We start from the raw sequence: 15,203 nt of genomic DNA, 5'->3' as shown, positions 1-15,203 counted from the left end.
CAAGCGCCGCCATGACTTCGCCCACTCTTTCGGTTTTACCTGCGGCCCCTGCCGCACCCTCGGCCCCCGTCACTAACACGGCCGGGCCTGCGGCTGCGCATGCGCCCAAAGACGAAGGCTTTGCCCAGCATCTGCAAACACAACAGCAGCAGGTGCAACACAAAGGGGCTGGCAAGACACCAGCAGCCGCCAAGCAGGACAGCACCAAAACCCAGGTTCCCGCCGACAGCCCCAAGCTGGCTGACGCCGTGGCCGAACAGGCTGGTGCCAGCGAGCTGGACCCCTTGATCAAAGACCCGGCCCTGCTGATTGCCGATCAGAGCGATCTGGAACTTGACACTGATGCCCCGGCCGATAGCGGCCTGCCTGCCATGGCCTTGTCGATTCTTTCGCAAGTACAGGCCATCAAGAGCAGCAAGGCCGACCCAAAAAGTGCCCAAACCGATAGCAAACTGCCACTGAGCGCTCTCAACACACGCCAGAATCTGGCCGCCGAGCCAAGTAGCCGTCAAGCTCAGACCGCGCCATTGAACGCTGTTGAAGCAGAAGCCAAGCTTGATCTGAGCGCCGAACTGGTCTTGCCTAAAGCCGTTGAAACCAGCAATCCGCTGGCCGCCACCACTACTCGCAAATCAGCGGTGAACACAGCACAATTACTGAACAACAACCCGCCAGGCACTGGCATCGACGCTAATGTGCCCTCATCCCAGTCACGTTTGATGGATGAAGCGTCGGCTTCCTTGGCTAGCTTTGGACGACAAATTGCTGACGATGCCCGTGCCGGCGTGAATCTGAACCTGCCCGCTCTGGATGCTTCCCTGCTAGCCCAACTTGGCGCCGCACCCAGCGCAGTCCAGGCCAACAGCCCGGCCGCCTTGCCCAGCCCCCTGACGCTGGCCATTGCCACGCCGGTCCAGTCCCCCGAATGGGGGGCGGCCATGGGTCGTCAAATGATTACCTTGGCCCAACAGGCTCAAGGCGGCGTTCAAAGCGCCGACATTCGTCTGGACCCACCCGAACTGGGCCCCTTGCGCATTACCTTGCAAATGCAAGATGGCATGGCCCACGCCATGATCACCTCGCCCCATGCTCAAGTCCGCCACGCCCTGGAGCAATCCTTGCAGCAGCTGCAACAGCAGTTTGCAGAAAACGGGCTGACCTTGGTACAGGCTGACGTAGGCGACCAGCACGCCTCGCACCAGGCCTTTCACGAGCAACTGGCCGCCAAGGGCAATCAAGGCGATCAACCCGCCTTCAGCCTGAACGGCGTGGCTTCCGCTGACGAAAGCAGCCCCTTGGTGAACAGCAGCGCCACACGCTCGCTGAACCCCGACGCGCTGGTTGATACCTTCGCCTGATTCACAGTCCCACAGACAGCCCGGCAAAAAGCATGATTAAGCTCGAAAAGCAGCGTCTATTCGCCGGGCCTGTCCTGTCTGACCTCCGGCACAATAGCTCAGGCATGCAGTCAGGCTCAGGCCCGACATGCGTTTGTCTGTTTGTAATACGCTAGAAAATACATCGCTCACATCACATGGCCCGAAAAGCACCCACCAAACTTGCACGCCTGATGAAAACCGGTCTGCTGGTTCTGTTTATTATCGCCGCTAGCGTGGGCGCAACGCTGTACTACTCCCTGCAACAAAGCAGCACGCCTGCCTGGTTGGCCTGGGCAGAAAAAGGCCAATCGGTTGAAGCGGCCCCTGCCCCGGACGAACCGCCGGTGGTCAAGGTCAATGCCAAACCCATTTTTGCGCCGCTGGACCCCTTTACCGTCACCCTGAACGAGAATGGCCGCTCGCGCATCTTGTACGTGGGCATCACCTTGCGTGTCCAGGACGATGGTTCGCGCTCCATGCTGGTGGAGTACATGCCCATGGTGCGTGATCGCGTGCTCAAGATTCTGGCTGAACAGCGCCCCACCTACATCCAGACCTCCGAAGGGCGTCAAGCCCTGGTTGCACAGCTGAGCGCCGGCCTGAAAGAGCCCTACGCGCCCAACACTGCTGTACCGAACATCAATGATGTCCTGTTCACCGCCTTTGTCATCCAATAAATGTCGTATCAGAGCTTCCTATCCCAAGACGAAGTCGATGCACTGCTGGCCGGTGTTACCGGCGAAGGCGCTGACACCAAGCCCTTGAACGAAAACCTGACTGGCGTACGGGCCTATGACCTGACCTCGCCAGACCGGGTAGTGCGTCACCGCATGCAGACCCTGGAGCTGATCAACGAGCGCTTTGCCCGTCGTTTGCGCTCGACCATGCTCAGCTTCATGCGCCGCAACGCAGACATCACCGTCGGTTCCATTCGTATTCAAAAGTACTCGGATTTCGAGCGCAACCTGCCCGTGCCCAGCAACCTGAACATGGTTGCCTTAAAGCCCTTGCGGGGCGTGTCGCTGTTTACCTTCGACCCGAACCTGGTCTTCCTGATTATCGACAGCCTGTTTGGTGGCCATGGCCGCTACAACACCCGCGTCGAAGGCCGGGACTTCACCACGACCGAGCAGCGCATCATCCAGCGTTTGCTGACCCTGACGCTGGAGAGCTACTGCGGTGCCTGGGAGTCCATCTACCCGCTGGAAGCGGAGTACATGCGCTCGGAGATGCATACCAAGTTTGCCAGCATCAGCAGCAGCAATGACATCGTGGTGGTGACCTCTTTCAATATTGAATTTGGTGCCCAGGGTGGCAATCTGAATATCTGCCTGCCCTACTCCATGATCGAGCCGCTGCGCGATCTGCTGACCCGCCCCTTGCAGGACAAAGGCACCAACGATATCGACCAGCGCTGGACCCAGCAATTGTCACGACAAGTGCGCAGCGCCGAAGTTGAACTGATTGCCAACTTCGTCAATATAGACATGACCATTGCCGAGCTGACCCAGTTAAAGGCCAATGATGTCTTGCCAATTGAAATCCCCACTCTTATTGAAGCCCACGTGGATGGCGTGCCGGTTCTGGAATGCCGCTACGGCACCTCCGGTGGCCGCTACTCCTTGCGGGTAGAAAACATCTTGGCCACCAACGACAGCGATTTGACTAAAGGTAAGTCCCTATGAGCGACCCTCACAACCCTAACGACCGGTCTGCGCCCGAGGACGACTGGGCAGCCGCGATGGCTGAGCAACAGGCTGGCAGCCAAAGCAGCACCCAAGCCCAAGGACTGGAACAGCCCCTGGAGGATGACTGGGCCTCGGCACTGGCCGAGCAAAGCGCGGCCACGCCTGTGCACGAATCCAGCCCGGCCAGCAATCTGTTCCCGCCCATGGAGCACGCCGAAGCGAACGCCACCACCGATATCGACATGATTATGGACATCCCGGTCCAGCTGTCGGTGGAGCTGGGTCGCACACGTCTGACCATCAAGAACATTCTGCAACTGGGCCAGGGCTCCGTGGTGGAGCTGGACGGTCTGGCTGGCGAACCGCTGGATATTTACGTGAACGGCTACCTGATCGCCCAAGGCGAAGTGGTCGTGGTAGACGATAAATACGGTATTCGCGTCACCGACATCGTGACTCCATCGGATCGTATCCAACGCCTGAACGGCCGCCGCTAGAACATGGAACAAGCCCAGCTCGTCAGAATCATGCTCAGCCTGCTGCTGGTTGTAGGCCTGATTCTGGCGGCAGCCTGGGTTGCCCGCCGAGGCGGGCTGCTGAAAAACAAAAACCAGCAACGCATCAAGATTCTGGACAATCAACGCCTGGGGCCGCGCAGCAGCGTGGCCTTGGTCCAGATTGATGACCGCGAAATTCTGATTGGCATCACCCCTCAGCAGATCAGCCTGCTGCACACCACAACGCCCGCTAGCTCCGAGCCGGACTTCCAGGCCCATCTGGACCAGCACCGTGCGCCCCGCTGACCGCATCATGACCGCACTCTTCTCTCCCACCCAGCGCATCGGCCTGATGCTGCTTCTGGCCCTGATCAGCCTGCTCCTGCCTTCCGAGGCCTGGGCCCAGGCTGTTCCGGCCATTACCAGCACAGCAGGCCCGAACGGCTCGCAAACCTGGTCACTCAGCATCCAGACACTGGCCATGCTGACCATGATGTCCTTCCTGCCAGCGGCCTTGCTGATGATGACCGGCTTTACCCGCGTCATCATCGTGCTGGGGCTGCTGCGCAATGCAATGGGAACAGGTACGGCGCCGCCCAACACCGTGCTGGTGGGCCTGGCCCTGTTTCTGACTTTCTTTGTGATGTCACCGGTGTTTGATCAGGTGTATCAGGACGCCTACAAGCCCTTGTCGGAAAACAAGATCAGCTTTGAAACCGCGCTGGAGCAAGGTGCCCAACCCCTGAAAACCTTCATGCTGCACCAGACCCGCGAAGCGGACTTGAAGCTGTTTGGCGATATGGCGGGCGTGGCAGAACTGGAATCCCCGGAAGATGTCCCCTTGCGCGTACTGGTGCCGGCTTTTGTAACCAGCGAGCTGAAAACCGCCTTCCAGATCGGCTTTACGATTTTTATCCCCTTTCTGATCATTGACCTGGTGATTGCCAGCGTCCTGATGTCCCTGGGGATGATGATGGTCCCACCCGTGACTATCTCGCTGCCCTTCAAGCTCATGCTGTTTGTGCTGGCCGATGGCTGGCATCTGCTGCTGGGTTCCCTCGCCCGCAGCTTCTACCAATAAAGGACTGTCATGACTCCCGAAACCGTCATGTCCATGACCTATACCGCCCTGAAACTGGCCCTGTCCATGGCCGGTCCCATGTTGATCGTGGTGCTGGTGGTCGGTCTGGGCATCAGTATTTTCCAGGCAGCCACCCAGATCAACGAGATGACGCTGTCTTTCATCCCCAAGCTACTGGCCATGGGCATTACGGTGGTGCTGCTGGGCCCCTGGTTGATCAACAATATGGTCGACTACATGCAGGGCCTGTTGCGTGGCATTCCCGGGCTGGTCAACTAAGACTGACCAGCGCGACAAGGAGCCTTCCGTGAGTACGCAAATCCGTGACTGGCAAAGTGCAATGCCTTGCCCACTGAACAGGCCCTAGGCTTGCCGTGCTCGACCTGAACTCCGCCCAGCTCTATGCCTGGCTCAATGCTTTCCTGTGGCCCTTCATCCGTATTCTGGCCACTCTGGCCACGGTCCCCTTTTTCAGCGAATCGGCCATCCCCAAGCGGGCCAAAGTGGGTCTGGGCTTTGTCCTGACCCTGATTGTCGCGCCCTCGCTACCGCCTCTACCCGATCTGCCTACGGCCTCTTACGAGGCCCTGCTGATTGCCGCGCAGCAAGTGTTCATCGGTGTCGCGTTGGGTCTGACCATGCGCATCGTGTTTGCAGCGGTACAGACAGCGGGCGAGTTTATCGGCCTGCAAATGGGCCTGTCTTTTGCCTCATTCTTTGACCCCGCTACCGGCGCGAATACCGCCGTGCTGTCGCGGCTGCTGAACGTGATTGCGGTGCTGACCTTTCTGGCCCTGAACGGCCACCTGCTCTTGCTGGGTGTGCTGGTGCGCACCTTCCATGTGCTGCCCATCGGCGTGGACCTGCACATCAATGGCTGGGGTGCCTTGCTTGATTGGAGCAGCGAATTGTGGGTATCAGGCATGTTGCTGGCCCTGCCACTGATTATTGTGCTGCTGACCATTAACCTGGCCTTCGGGATCTTGAACCGTACCGCCCAGCAATTGACGATTTTTGCTGTGGGTTTCCCAATTACGCTGACAGTCGGCCTGACCTTGCTGACCGTGGTCATTCCTCAGACTACGCCCTTCCTGACCCAGCTATTCAACTCCGGCTACGAAGCCATGATGCGGGTCGCGCTGGGACTGGCAGGCTCTTAAAACGCGTGCGCCTGCCGCTGCTTGTGCGATTGCATCAAGCGCCGAGCCTGGCCTATGGTCAGGACGCCTTTTTGCTTGGCGCGCCCAATCAGTAATTGCATCAACTGTGCACTGACCAGGGCGTCTCCCAAGGCATCATGGCGGTCACTTACCGGCAGGCCACAATATTTCAGGCAATCGTCCAGGCCCAGACGACGACCACGCCAGTCGGGCAATACACACGCAGCCAGTTCAGCCAAATCCAGAGCCAAAGGTCGGGCCTGCTCCAGGCCCGCCTTCGGCCAGGCACGGTCCAGAAACGCCAGATCAAAGTCGGCATCCCAGGCGACCCATACCGTATTTTCGGAATAGCGGGCAAAGTCCCGCATCAGCTGGGGTAGTGGCTCGCCTTCTTCCTGTTGTTGCGGGCTGATCTCATGAATCAATAAGCTATCAGGGCTGCGCTCGCCCTGGGTGCGAACCAGACCGGACCAGATATTGCCCAAGGCAATCGAACCGTTTTCCAGGCGGACCGCCCCCATCTGAACGATATGGTGGCGCTTGGGCTCCAGACCACTGGTTTCCAGATCCAGCACCGTAAAGGCCGCTTCGTCCAAAGCCAGTTCGTCCACCCCACTCCAGGACAAGGAGGGACTGCGTGCGGCAAAAGAGGATTTACGCCAAGGTAGCCAGGAAAGCAGTTTCATAAGCGATACCGGAAAGCCAGAATACGTTGGGCACGGCGCACTTGCGACAAGGCTTCACGCAAGACACGTGCATCCAGTGCACCTAACGTACTTAAACGCACCAGATTGTTGGGCTCCTGCCCCTGCTGCAACTGGGTTTGATGATGTTGCAAGCGCAGCAATTGCAAATAGCGGTAGGCCTCGCGCAGGCCATCCGACTCCTCGTCTGTGAAGACACCGCGCTGAGTCAGCACGGCCAGCCTGTCCATGGACGAGGCCAGTTCGCAACCATGCGCCAGGGCCAGCACACGCAGCACATCCACCATCGGTGCCAAGGCCTGTTTCTTGATGTCCAGCTTGTCATCGCCCTGCCCCATCAGCGCTTCCAGACGACTGCGCTTTTTACCACTGGGAATGCGGGTCTGACAGGTACTTTGAGCCAGCATGCGCTGGAACACAGGGTTATCGTTCACCATGCCCAGTACGCGGCGCTGCATGCGTTGCAGCATACTGCTCTGGCCCCAGATGGCGCGGCAATCAAAGTAAATCGTGGACTCCAGCAATTGCTCGGGCGCAGGCCGTTCAATCATGATCTGGAAACGATGCAGCCATTCGGCTTCAGACAGGCATAGGTCAGGATTGCTGGCCATGATGTTGCCAGTGCACCAGGCCATCCCGCAGCGGTCCAGGGCCTCGTTCACCCGACGCGCAAAAGGCAGGAGCAGGGCCCGATGGGCTTGGGCCTGTTCGGGCGAATGGGCGGCAAATAAAATGCCATTGTCCTGATCGGTATGACGGGTTTGCTCGCCACGGGCCTGACTACCAAAAGCCAGCCAGCAGAACTCGATGCCATCCAGCCCGGAGCCGGGCAAGCTCAATTCAATCGTGCGCTGAACCGTGTGATCATTCAAACGCGTAATCACCGCAGTCAGCTGTTCAGAACGCGCACCGTGAGCCAGCATGGCATCCACCAGCCGACCAATATCGGACTGCAGACGCACCAGCACGGACACGTCCTGAGCACAGCGCAAGGCACGCGACAAATGCACCAGATCCACGCGCTGCAAGGAGAACACATCGCGCTCGGACACCATGCCCACGACTTTATGGTCTTGAACCAGGCAGATATGGCCAATCTGATGCTCTACCATCAGCAAAGCTGCATCAAAGGCCGAGGATTGGGGAGCCAGCCAGACCGGGTCCGGTGTCATGACTTGAGACATGGCCTGGGTCGGATCGTATTGACCACCGGCTACCAAACGGCGCAAGTCTCGCAAGGTGAAGATGCCCAGCAAATGCTGGTCCGGATTGACCACCACCATGCTGCTGACCTGACGCTCGTGCATATCCTTGACCGCTTGCTCGACCGGACAATCCGGCAAACAGCTAAGCAAACCGCGTTCTGTCAGGGCTTGCAGACTCATGTCCAGCGTGTAGCTGGCACCCAGGTCGGCGCTGGCACTTTTCTGGGCACTGCGCCAGACCGAGGCCAGCAGGCTGCTGGTACCACGCAAGCAGTAATCCCGAAAAGGCTCGCTGATGGTCAGCAGATGGGCAACGGCTTCACCAGCCACGCACAAGGTAAAGCAGTCTTCCTGTACCAGGTAATCACTGTCCAGAGCCTGACCCGAAACCAGTTCACGCACGGGCAGAAGATCCCCTTCCACATACTCGTGAGTTTCCCCGTGTTCCTGGCTGGAGATCTGACCTTGGCGAACAAGGTAGAGCTGGTCAACACGCGCGCCTTCTTCCAACAGCACCTGTCCGGCTGAAAAAAACCGTAGCTCGCTATGCTCGATCAGGTAATCGCAGTGCTGCGCCTGCATCTGATCGAAAGGCGGGTAAGCAATCAACCAGGCCAAGATGCCGGGCGCCTTTTGGCGCACCGCCGTCTTGGCCACGGATTCACCGGGAATCGCGAAGGACATGGGCGTCTCTGCTGGCTATAGGCAAAGAATTATTGTGCCATGCAGCATGGCCCTCGCGGACCCCGTTTTTCTAGGGGATTTCAACTATAGGCATGCGCCTGTTTTTCCCCTCAAAGCGCTTAACGCAAACGATCGTAGTCACGCTCGGCCATATCGATGACATCACCTTCCTGGACCTTGAATTGGGAGACCGCCTCGGCCAGGGTCTCGGATTGAGACTGCAAAGAGCCTGCTGCCGCAGCCGCCTCTTCCACCAGCGAGGCATTTTGCTGCACCACAGCATCCATTTGTGCCACGGCAGTATTGATCTGTTCGATACCCGCCGTTTGCTCTTGAGAGGCCGAGGAAATCTCGCTCATCAAGGTGGTCACGCTATTTACCGCGCGCACCACTTCCTGAATAATGTCGCCCGCGCTGGCCACTTGCTGTGTACCGGTCTGGACTTCATTTTGCGAGGCTTCAATCAGGCCCTTGATTTCCTTGGCTGCTTGCGCGCTGCGCTGCGCCAGGCTGCGTACTTCGCCCGCTACCACCGCAAAGCCCTTGCCCTGCTCACCGGCACGGGCGGCTTCCACGGCGGCGTTCAAAGCCAGAATATTGGTTTGGAAAGCAATACCGTCAATCACGTTAACGATGTCTGCCACTTGGCCGGAACGCGCAGAAATCTGGTTCATGGTATTGACCACGGCACCGACCGACTCGCCACCCTGGCGAGCAACCTTGGCGGCGTTATGAGCCAGCTGGTCTGCCTGATGAGCATTGTCTGCGTTCTGACGCACCGTGCTGGCCAATTCTTCCAGACTGGCCGCCGTTTCCTGCAAGGCGGCGGCTTGTTGTTCGGTACGGGAACTCAAGTCAGTATTGCCTGCAAAAATCTGCGAGGAACCCGAAGCAATTTCGTCCACACCTTGGCGAACGGTCAGCACAATGCCTTGCAAGCTTTGCTGCATGCGGCGCATGGAATCATACAAAACACCGACTTCATTGGCCGAACGATAGGTAATCTTCTTGGTCAGATCGCCATTGGCAATATGGTCAAAATGCACACCGGCTTCACGCAGGGGAGCCAAAGCGGTACGGCCCAGCACCAGGCGCAGCGCCACAATAATGGCCAAGCCAATCAGCAAGCCCAAACCAATCGCGCTATTGGCAACACGGGTTTGCAATTGAGCTTGCTCCAGCAACAGATCCGTCTGATCGTTGTAGAACTTGCTCAACTCTTCAATACGGAACTGGAAAGTGGCCGCACGCAGCACACCAAAACCTTCGCTGACGAAGTAAAAAGTGCTGTAGTCGCGTGTCTCCAGGGCCTGAACCATAGGCTCGATACCATCGTCCAGATACGCCTGATAGGAAGCCACCAAACCCATGGCCAGTCGGCGCAGCTCCGGTTCGGTAGGCATATTGGCACGGATATCTGCAAAGGCCTTGCGTACCTCATCCAGCTTCTGGTTGGCCATAATCACCAGATTGTCTGCACTTTGCAGCATATTGGCGTCGTTATCGATGCCAGCTTCCTGATAAAAGCGCGCTGCGCTCATCAAGCTAAGGCGCGCTTCCATCATATTGTTATTGAGCTGCAGAACCTGTGCGGAACGATCTGCCTGACGATTGATGGTACGCAGCGCATCGCCGCTTTGCTGCAGGTAGTAAGCCGCCAGGCCGCCCACGGCCACAATCAGGACCATGAACAAGCCCATGCAGATCATCAGCATGGTGCTGATCTTCAGGCCCGAAGCAGACTTCAGACTGGGGCGAAATGATTTTGAGGAACGACGTTTAGAAGCGCGGGACGCGGACGGAAGACTGCTTTCAATACCCAGCATTTGCTAAATCCAAAGAAAACTCTAGTGGCTGACCGGCAAGATGGTGATCATGTCCGTGCCAGGGTGCTCAATCGTGACCGAGCCTGTCGTGGTACTACGCGCTTGCTCGCGATACATGGAAGGAATATGACTGCGTTTGACCACTTGCTGGAAACGCCCCTGGGCATCAAATTGAAGCCACAGTTCCTGTCGAAAATAGACCGCATCCGTTGCCAGGGTTGTGCCCTGGAACCACACGGCCATTTCACTACCATCGAGCTGTCGGTAGACCTGATGAGGACGACCTTGCAAGGACAGCTCGGCATCGGCACGAGTACTTTGGCCCAGGATCAGATCATTCAACCCCGAGGCCTTGAAGGAGGATCCCTGGGTGGCGCACGCAACCAGGGTCAGCAAGCACAAGCCTATCAGCGTCTTACGTCCCAGCCCGACCCAGGTACTCAGTCGGGTGCGAGACATTAAAACTCCTCCCAATCATCATCCGAAGCAGCGCTGCTGCTTTTGCTCAGGTCCGGGCGCAGCAGGCGCTGGCTATCGTCCTGGGCAGCGGTAGTCTTGGCGGCCGGTGCAGCCTTGGCAGGTGCCGACAAGCCTTTGGTGGGGGGGCTGGCTTTGGTGGCCGCGGCACTGCCGTTCAAGGCGGGGCTACGACGGTGTTCTGTTTCAGAGGAAGCAGCGGCCACACTGCGGCGGTTGGCCACACGGCGCGCGCTGACGTCAATGACTTCCGTACCGGGCGAACGGAAGAAAGCGATGGCCTGGTTGACCTTGGTCACCTGCTCGCTCAGGCCAGAGGATGCCAGAGCGGCCTGCTCCACCAGACGGGCGTTGTACTGCGTTGTTTCATCCATTTGCGAGACTGCGCGATTCACCTGATCAATCCCGGAGGACTGTTCAATCGTGGCAGCGGTAATCTCACCCATGATGTCGGTCACGCGACGCACGGAGTCCACAATTTCCTGCATGGTGGCGCCGGCACGTTCCACTTGCGAGGAACCTTCCGTCACTTTGCGTACCGAGTCCTCGATCAAGGCGGTAATTTCACGCGCGGCCTGGGCACTGCGCTGAGCCAGGGCTCGCACCTCGGCGGCCACCACCGCAAAACCCTTACCCTGCTCCCCTGCACGAGCTGCTTCCACAGCCGCGTTCAGAGCCAGAATATTGGTCTGGAACGCAATGCTGTCGATCACGCCCACAATGTCGGAAATCTTGCTGGAGCTGGCCGAAATGCCTTGCATGGTTGCAACCACTTCATTGACGGCACTACCACCACGATGAGCCACATCCGATGCCGTGGCGGCCAACTGGTTGGCTTGCTGGGCGTTGTCCGCGTTCTGGCGAACAGTGCCGGCCAACTGCTCCATGCTGGCAGCGGTCTGCTGCAAGGAAGCGGCCTGCTCTTCGGTACGGCTGCTGATATTGGTATTGCCCTGGGCAATTTCCTGCGCACCGGCATGGATCTCTTCCAGGCCCAGACGTACCGTCGTGGTGGTCTTGACCAGGGATTCCTGCATGCGGCCCAGCGACTCGAACAGATCACCGATTTCATTGGCGGTCAGCACGCGAATACGTTGAGTCAGATCGCCTTTGGCAATTGCATCAAAGTACGCGGCAAAGTCGCCCAAGGGACGCACCACACGGCGGAAGAAGTAGCTGATCGCGGCCAGGCCCAGCAGCACGGCCAGCACCAGCACAACGGTCAGGACGATATTGAACGTGCTCTGCTGCTCTTGCAGGGTGCGCAATACTTTGTCGCCCGAACCCAGGGCCAGCAGGCCATGAAAGTAATACAGCGCCCAACCTGCCATGGCCACTGTCAATGCCATCAGAGCAGCAATACAAAAGGTCATGCCGACCTTTAGACTCAAATTCTTAAAAAGCATAGAAGATTCCCGCACGTGGTGCTTGACTGCCGGTTTAAGGAAAAACCACCCAAAAAAGGAACGCAGGCTTAGCGATTCATATTGAACAAGCTCATGCTCTGAATCGTCTGGAACGCCATGGCCGACATTTCCAGCGCGGCCTTGCGCAACTCCAGATCGGTAGAAGCCTGAAAAATATTCAGATCCTCCAGACGCGAGAGTTCATTGGTGTAGTTCAAAGCACGAGCCGCGCCGTTGGCGCTCAAGGCATCAATTTCGTTCATGCGCGTACCCACCGAGGAAATCACGGTCTGCACGTTATCGAAGTTTTCCCCGATACGTTGCATGGCCGAGTTCATCGCGTTGCGGAACTCTGCCTGCCCAGCAGGATCGCCACTGACAGGTTTACGCAGGGCCTCAACCACCGATTGCAAGGTGTTGAACATGTTCATGTCTGCCGAGCTGGTGCTGTCTACCGAGCTGACCTCGAAACTGTCACCGACGGCAGGCTTGCCTTCGATCTGGACGCTGACGCCACCGGGCAAATTAATGCGTTGACGCTCGTTTTCGTCCAGTACGCCCTGGCTGACAACCGCGCCATTCACTTCAATGTCGTACTCGGTTTCCGAAGTAAAGCGGATGGTGTAATGGGCTTGGGCACCGGCCAGCGAGGAGTTGCCATTAGGCGCACTGACTACAGCCGAGCCCGTATTGGCATTGGCCTGGGTGAAATAGGCGGTCGAGCCGGGATTGGCGCGCTCGAAAATGGTGCGGCCATGATCGGCCGAATCCATTTGACGAGTTTGCTCAACCTGAATATTGCGGCTGTTGGTGTCGCCCGTGTAGCTGAAGGTATTGCCCGTACGCTCGAAGGCCTGTGTCGTGCCCTTGGCACCGGAGAACAGGTATTGCCCCGAACCATCCTTGGTATTGGCAAAGCCAAACAGAGTATCCAGAGCACTTTCCACCACCGTGGCCAAGGTGCTGCGGTCCGCGTCGGACATGGTGCCGGTAGAGGCTTCCACCAGACGGGTCTGCACGCCTTGCAACTGCAGGTTGACGGCATTGAGCAGGTTTTCTTCCTCACCCAGGGCACGCATGGCCACTTCACGGTTTTCACCGTAACGCTTGTCCATGGCCTGGGACTGGGCCAGATTAATGGTCTGGGCCGAGGCCAGCGGATCATCCGATGGGGTGATCATGCGCTTTTGCGAACCCATTTGCTGAAAAACCCGCATCAGATCGGACTGCTGCTTGTTGATCGAAGTCAGGCCCGTCTGAAAGAAAAGAGAAGAACTGATACGCATAGCAAGGTTCCAATTTCAAGACTAAAGAGCCGTACTCAACTACGCAGGCCTAAAAGGGTGTCAAACATCTGGGAGCTGACGTCAATCAGACGGGCAGCGGCCTGATACTGCTCCTGATAACGCTGGAGCATGATGTATTCCTCGTCCTTGTTCACGCCGGACAAGGTTTGCTGAGCGGCATAGTTTTGCTCGATCAGCTTTAACTGGGCTTTGGCCGCCGTGCCGTTTTGCTGCGTTTGCACCGCAATACGGTTCACGATCTGACCAAAAGAATCGTTCAGGCTCAAGGAGCCGTCGGCCAGCACCTTGCTATTGCGCAAGTCCGCCAGTTTCTGGGCGATGGCACCGTTAGCCGAACCGGTATCTTTATCAGCTGCAGCAATATCCTGTGGACGCTTGATCTCCACCTGCAAGCTGCTGCCTGCATTGACGGTGGGCTGCAGCAACCAGGAGTCGCCATCCTGAGATTGGGTCTTCAAGCCGGAGACATCAATTTCCAGACCATCCACCCGGGTAATGCCACCGTTCTTGTCCGGACCGTTCAAGGGGGTAACGTCGTTGCTGCTCAAGTTACGCAGCTGGAAACGACCATCCACGCGCTCGATGCGGTAGTTGTCGCCCGTCAGCTTGTCGACTGGCTGGGTGTAGCCCTTGCTGGGATCAGCCGGATCAACAGGGTCTTTGTAGAAAGACACACCAGGCACACCGCTGCTGACCGGGTTATTGCCATTGGCAATCACTTTCGGGCCGCTGACGCTGAACATGTCTTTGCCCGCCTCACCCTTCAGGTCCACACCTTGACGGTGAATATCGTTCACCGTGTGAGCCAGACCCACAGCCAAGCGCCCCAGCGCATTGATAGCCGGCTCCAGGCTTTCCTGACGGAACTGCAACAAGCCCCCCAAGGTGCCGCCTTTAATGGTGCCCTCGCGGAACTCGGACACCACCATCTTGCCGTCCACATTCAGTGCGGAGGTAAAGCCGACCACCATACGCTCGGGGTTTTCAGCCGAACGCACGGCGTGCAAGGGGTAAATACTTTCGCCACCCAGCAGCATCTGGCCGCCAGCGGTGGTGATGCTCATCCGTCCATCCTGCTCGACGGTACGCACATCAATCAGCTGCCCCAGCTCGGACACCAGCTGTTCGCGCTGGTCCAGCAAGTCATTGGGTTCGTGACCGGGCGTGGTGCCTTTGGCAGCAACGATCTGTTTGTTGACGTTATCAATCCGTTCCAGATAGCTGTTGATCTGGGTAACGGTGGTACCGACCTGGGTATTGATGTTCTCGTTGACGCGGTTCATGTAGGATGTCGCGTCACGAATCTGGGTAGCCAGGCTTTCTGCACGGCCCAGCAGTTCCTGGCGAGCCGAAGGATCCGCAGGTTGCGATGCCACGGCTTCCAGACCATTGAAAAAGTTTTGCAAGGCGGGGCTGACGCCGACCGTGCGGTCCGAGAACAGATTGTCCAGCTGGGCAATTTCCGTACCGTAGCTAACCAGAGCCGCACCGGTAGTTTGCGAGCGCACCAACTGCTGATACAGAAAGTTGTCGTAGGAGCGCTGAACGGTAACCACCTGCACGCCACGGCCGTAATAGCCATTGCCGCTTCCTACCGAGCCAGCCGTCTCAACCAGGACCGATTGGCGGTTATAGCCAGCGGTATCGATATTATTAATATTGTGGCCCGTCACCTGCATGCGCTTTTGAGCGGCAAACAAGCCGGTAATACCAAGGTTGGCGAGATTCATATCAAATCCTTTCTGTCCTGCCCGGCCCGTAGTGTCCAAGGCGAAAAATGAACATGCTG

Annotated in this window: 15 protein-coding genes; 8 read left to right on the top strand and 7 right to left on the bottom strand. The window is 57.9% G+C overall.

Annotation, left to right across the window (positions count from 1 at the left end; all coding sequences use genetic code 11):
- Positions 1–11 precede the first annotated feature (11 nt).
- From NBV64_RS06960 to fliR, 8 genes are all read left to right on the top strand, one after another.
- Positions 12–1,358: a flagellar hook-length control protein FliK gene (locus tag NBV64_RS06960; RefSeq protein ID WP_250756952.1), complete on the top strand. Its 1,347-nt coding sequence runs from the start codon at positions 12–14 to the stop codon at positions 1,356–1,358.
- A 212-nt stretch (positions 1,359–1,570) separates the two neighbouring features.
- A complete protein-coding gene (locus NBV64_RS06955; protein ID WP_226349333.1) occupies positions 1,571–2,056 on the top strand; it encodes a flagellar basal body-associated FliL family protein in 486 nt (161 codons plus the stop codon).
- Positions 2,057–3,064 carry a flagellar motor switch protein FliM gene (gene fliM, locus NBV64_RS06950; protein ID WP_009458081.1) on the top strand — a complete coding sequence of 336 codons (1,008 nt, stop codon included), beginning with the start codon at positions 2,057–2,059 and terminating at the stop codon, positions 3,062–3,064.
- Positions 3,061–3,564 carry a flagellar motor switch protein FliN gene (gene fliN / locus NBV64_RS06945; RefSeq protein ID WP_250756951.1) on the top strand — a complete coding sequence of 168 codons (504 nt, stop codon included), beginning with the start codon at positions 3,061–3,063 and terminating at the stop codon, positions 3,562–3,564. The genes fliM and fliN overlap by 4 nt, the downstream gene beginning before the upstream one ends.
- Before the next feature lie 3 nt (positions 3,565–3,567).
- On the top strand, positions 3,568–3,870 hold the full coding sequence (gene fliO / locus NBV64_RS06940; protein WP_235484243.1) for a flagellar biosynthetic protein FliO: 303 nt from the start codon (positions 3,568–3,570) through the stop codon (positions 3,868–3,870).
- A gap of 7 nt (positions 3,871–3,877) precedes the next feature.
- Positions 3,878–4,645 (top strand): flagellar type III secretion system pore protein FliP, encoded by a 768-nt coding sequence (fliP, locus tag NBV64_RS06935; RefSeq protein ID WP_039941844.1) that lies wholly within the window; start codon positions 3,878–3,880, stop codon positions 4,643–4,645.
- Between the two features lie 9 nt (positions 4,646–4,654).
- Positions 4,655–4,924: a flagellar biosynthesis protein FliQ gene (fliQ, locus tag NBV64_RS06930; RefSeq protein WP_003804652.1), complete on the top strand. Its 270-nt coding sequence runs from the start codon at positions 4,655–4,657 to the stop codon at positions 4,922–4,924.
- 95 nt (positions 4,925–5,019) lie between these two features.
- Positions 5,020–5,805: a flagellar biosynthetic protein FliR gene (gene fliR / locus NBV64_RS06925; RefSeq protein WP_021446822.1), complete on the top strand. Its 786-nt coding sequence runs from the start codon at positions 5,020–5,022 to the stop codon at positions 5,803–5,805.
- On the opposite strand, the gene NBV64_RS06920 is transcribed toward fliR, so the two are convergent.
- The 7 genes from NBV64_RS06920 to flgK all read right to left on the bottom strand — a co-directional run bounded on the left by NBV64_RS06920 (position 5,802) and on the right by flgK (position 15,144).
- On the bottom strand, positions 5,802–6,491 hold the full coding sequence (locus NBV64_RS06920; protein WP_250756950.1) for a 3'-5' exonuclease: 690 nt from the start codon (positions 6,489–6,491) through the stop codon (positions 5,802–5,804). The two genes, fliR and NBV64_RS06920, sit on opposite strands and share 4 nt — an antisense overlap.
- The gene (locus NBV64_RS06915; RefSeq protein ID WP_250756949.1) at positions 6,488–8,398 is read right to left on the bottom strand and encodes a DUF294 nucleotidyltransferase-like domain-containing protein; all 1,911 of its coding nucleotides are present in this window, start codon (positions 8,396–8,398) and stop codon (positions 6,488–6,490) included. The genes NBV64_RS06920 and NBV64_RS06915 overlap by 4 nt, the downstream gene beginning before the upstream one ends.
- A gap of 119 nt (positions 8,399–8,517) precedes the next feature.
- A complete protein-coding gene (locus NBV64_RS06910) occupies positions 8,518–10,224 on the bottom strand; it encodes a methyl-accepting chemotaxis protein (RefSeq protein WP_115634920.1) in 1,707 nt (568 codons plus the stop codon).
- A gap of 21 nt (positions 10,225–10,245) precedes the next feature.
- Positions 10,246–10,683, bottom strand: a complete 438-nt coding sequence (locus NBV64_RS06905; RefSeq protein WP_009458098.1) for a hypothetical protein — start codon at positions 10,681–10,683, stop codon at positions 10,246–10,248.
- Positions 10,683–12,107 carry a methyl-accepting chemotaxis protein gene (locus NBV64_RS06900; RefSeq protein WP_274984795.1) on the bottom strand — a complete coding sequence of 475 codons (1,425 nt, stop codon included), beginning with the start codon at positions 12,105–12,107 and terminating at the stop codon, positions 10,683–10,685. Before NBV64_RS06900 ends, NBV64_RS06905 begins: the two co-directional genes overlap by 1 nt.
- A 68-nt stretch (positions 12,108–12,175) precedes the next feature.
- Positions 12,176–13,393, bottom strand: a complete 1,218-nt coding sequence (gene flgL / locus NBV64_RS06895; protein ID WP_250756948.1) for a flagellar hook-associated protein FlgL — start codon at positions 13,391–13,393, stop codon at positions 12,176–12,178.
- A gap of 35 nt (positions 13,394–13,428) precedes the next feature.
- Complete coding sequence (gene flgK / locus NBV64_RS06890; protein WP_009458104.1) at positions 13,429–15,144, bottom strand: flagellar hook-associated protein FlgK; 1,716 nt, start codon at positions 15,142–15,144, stop codon at positions 13,429–13,431.
- Positions 15,145–15,203: the final 59 nt, after the last annotated feature.

It is taken from the genome of Alcaligenes sp. DN25 (assembly GCF_023674485.1).
GTDB classification, from domain to species: domain Bacteria; phylum Pseudomonadota; class Gammaproteobacteria; order Burkholderiales; family Burkholderiaceae_B; genus Alcaligenes; species Alcaligenes phenolicus.
Note: the sequence above shows the minus strand (reverse complement) of the source record. Positions and strands in the feature narration are given on the sequence as shown.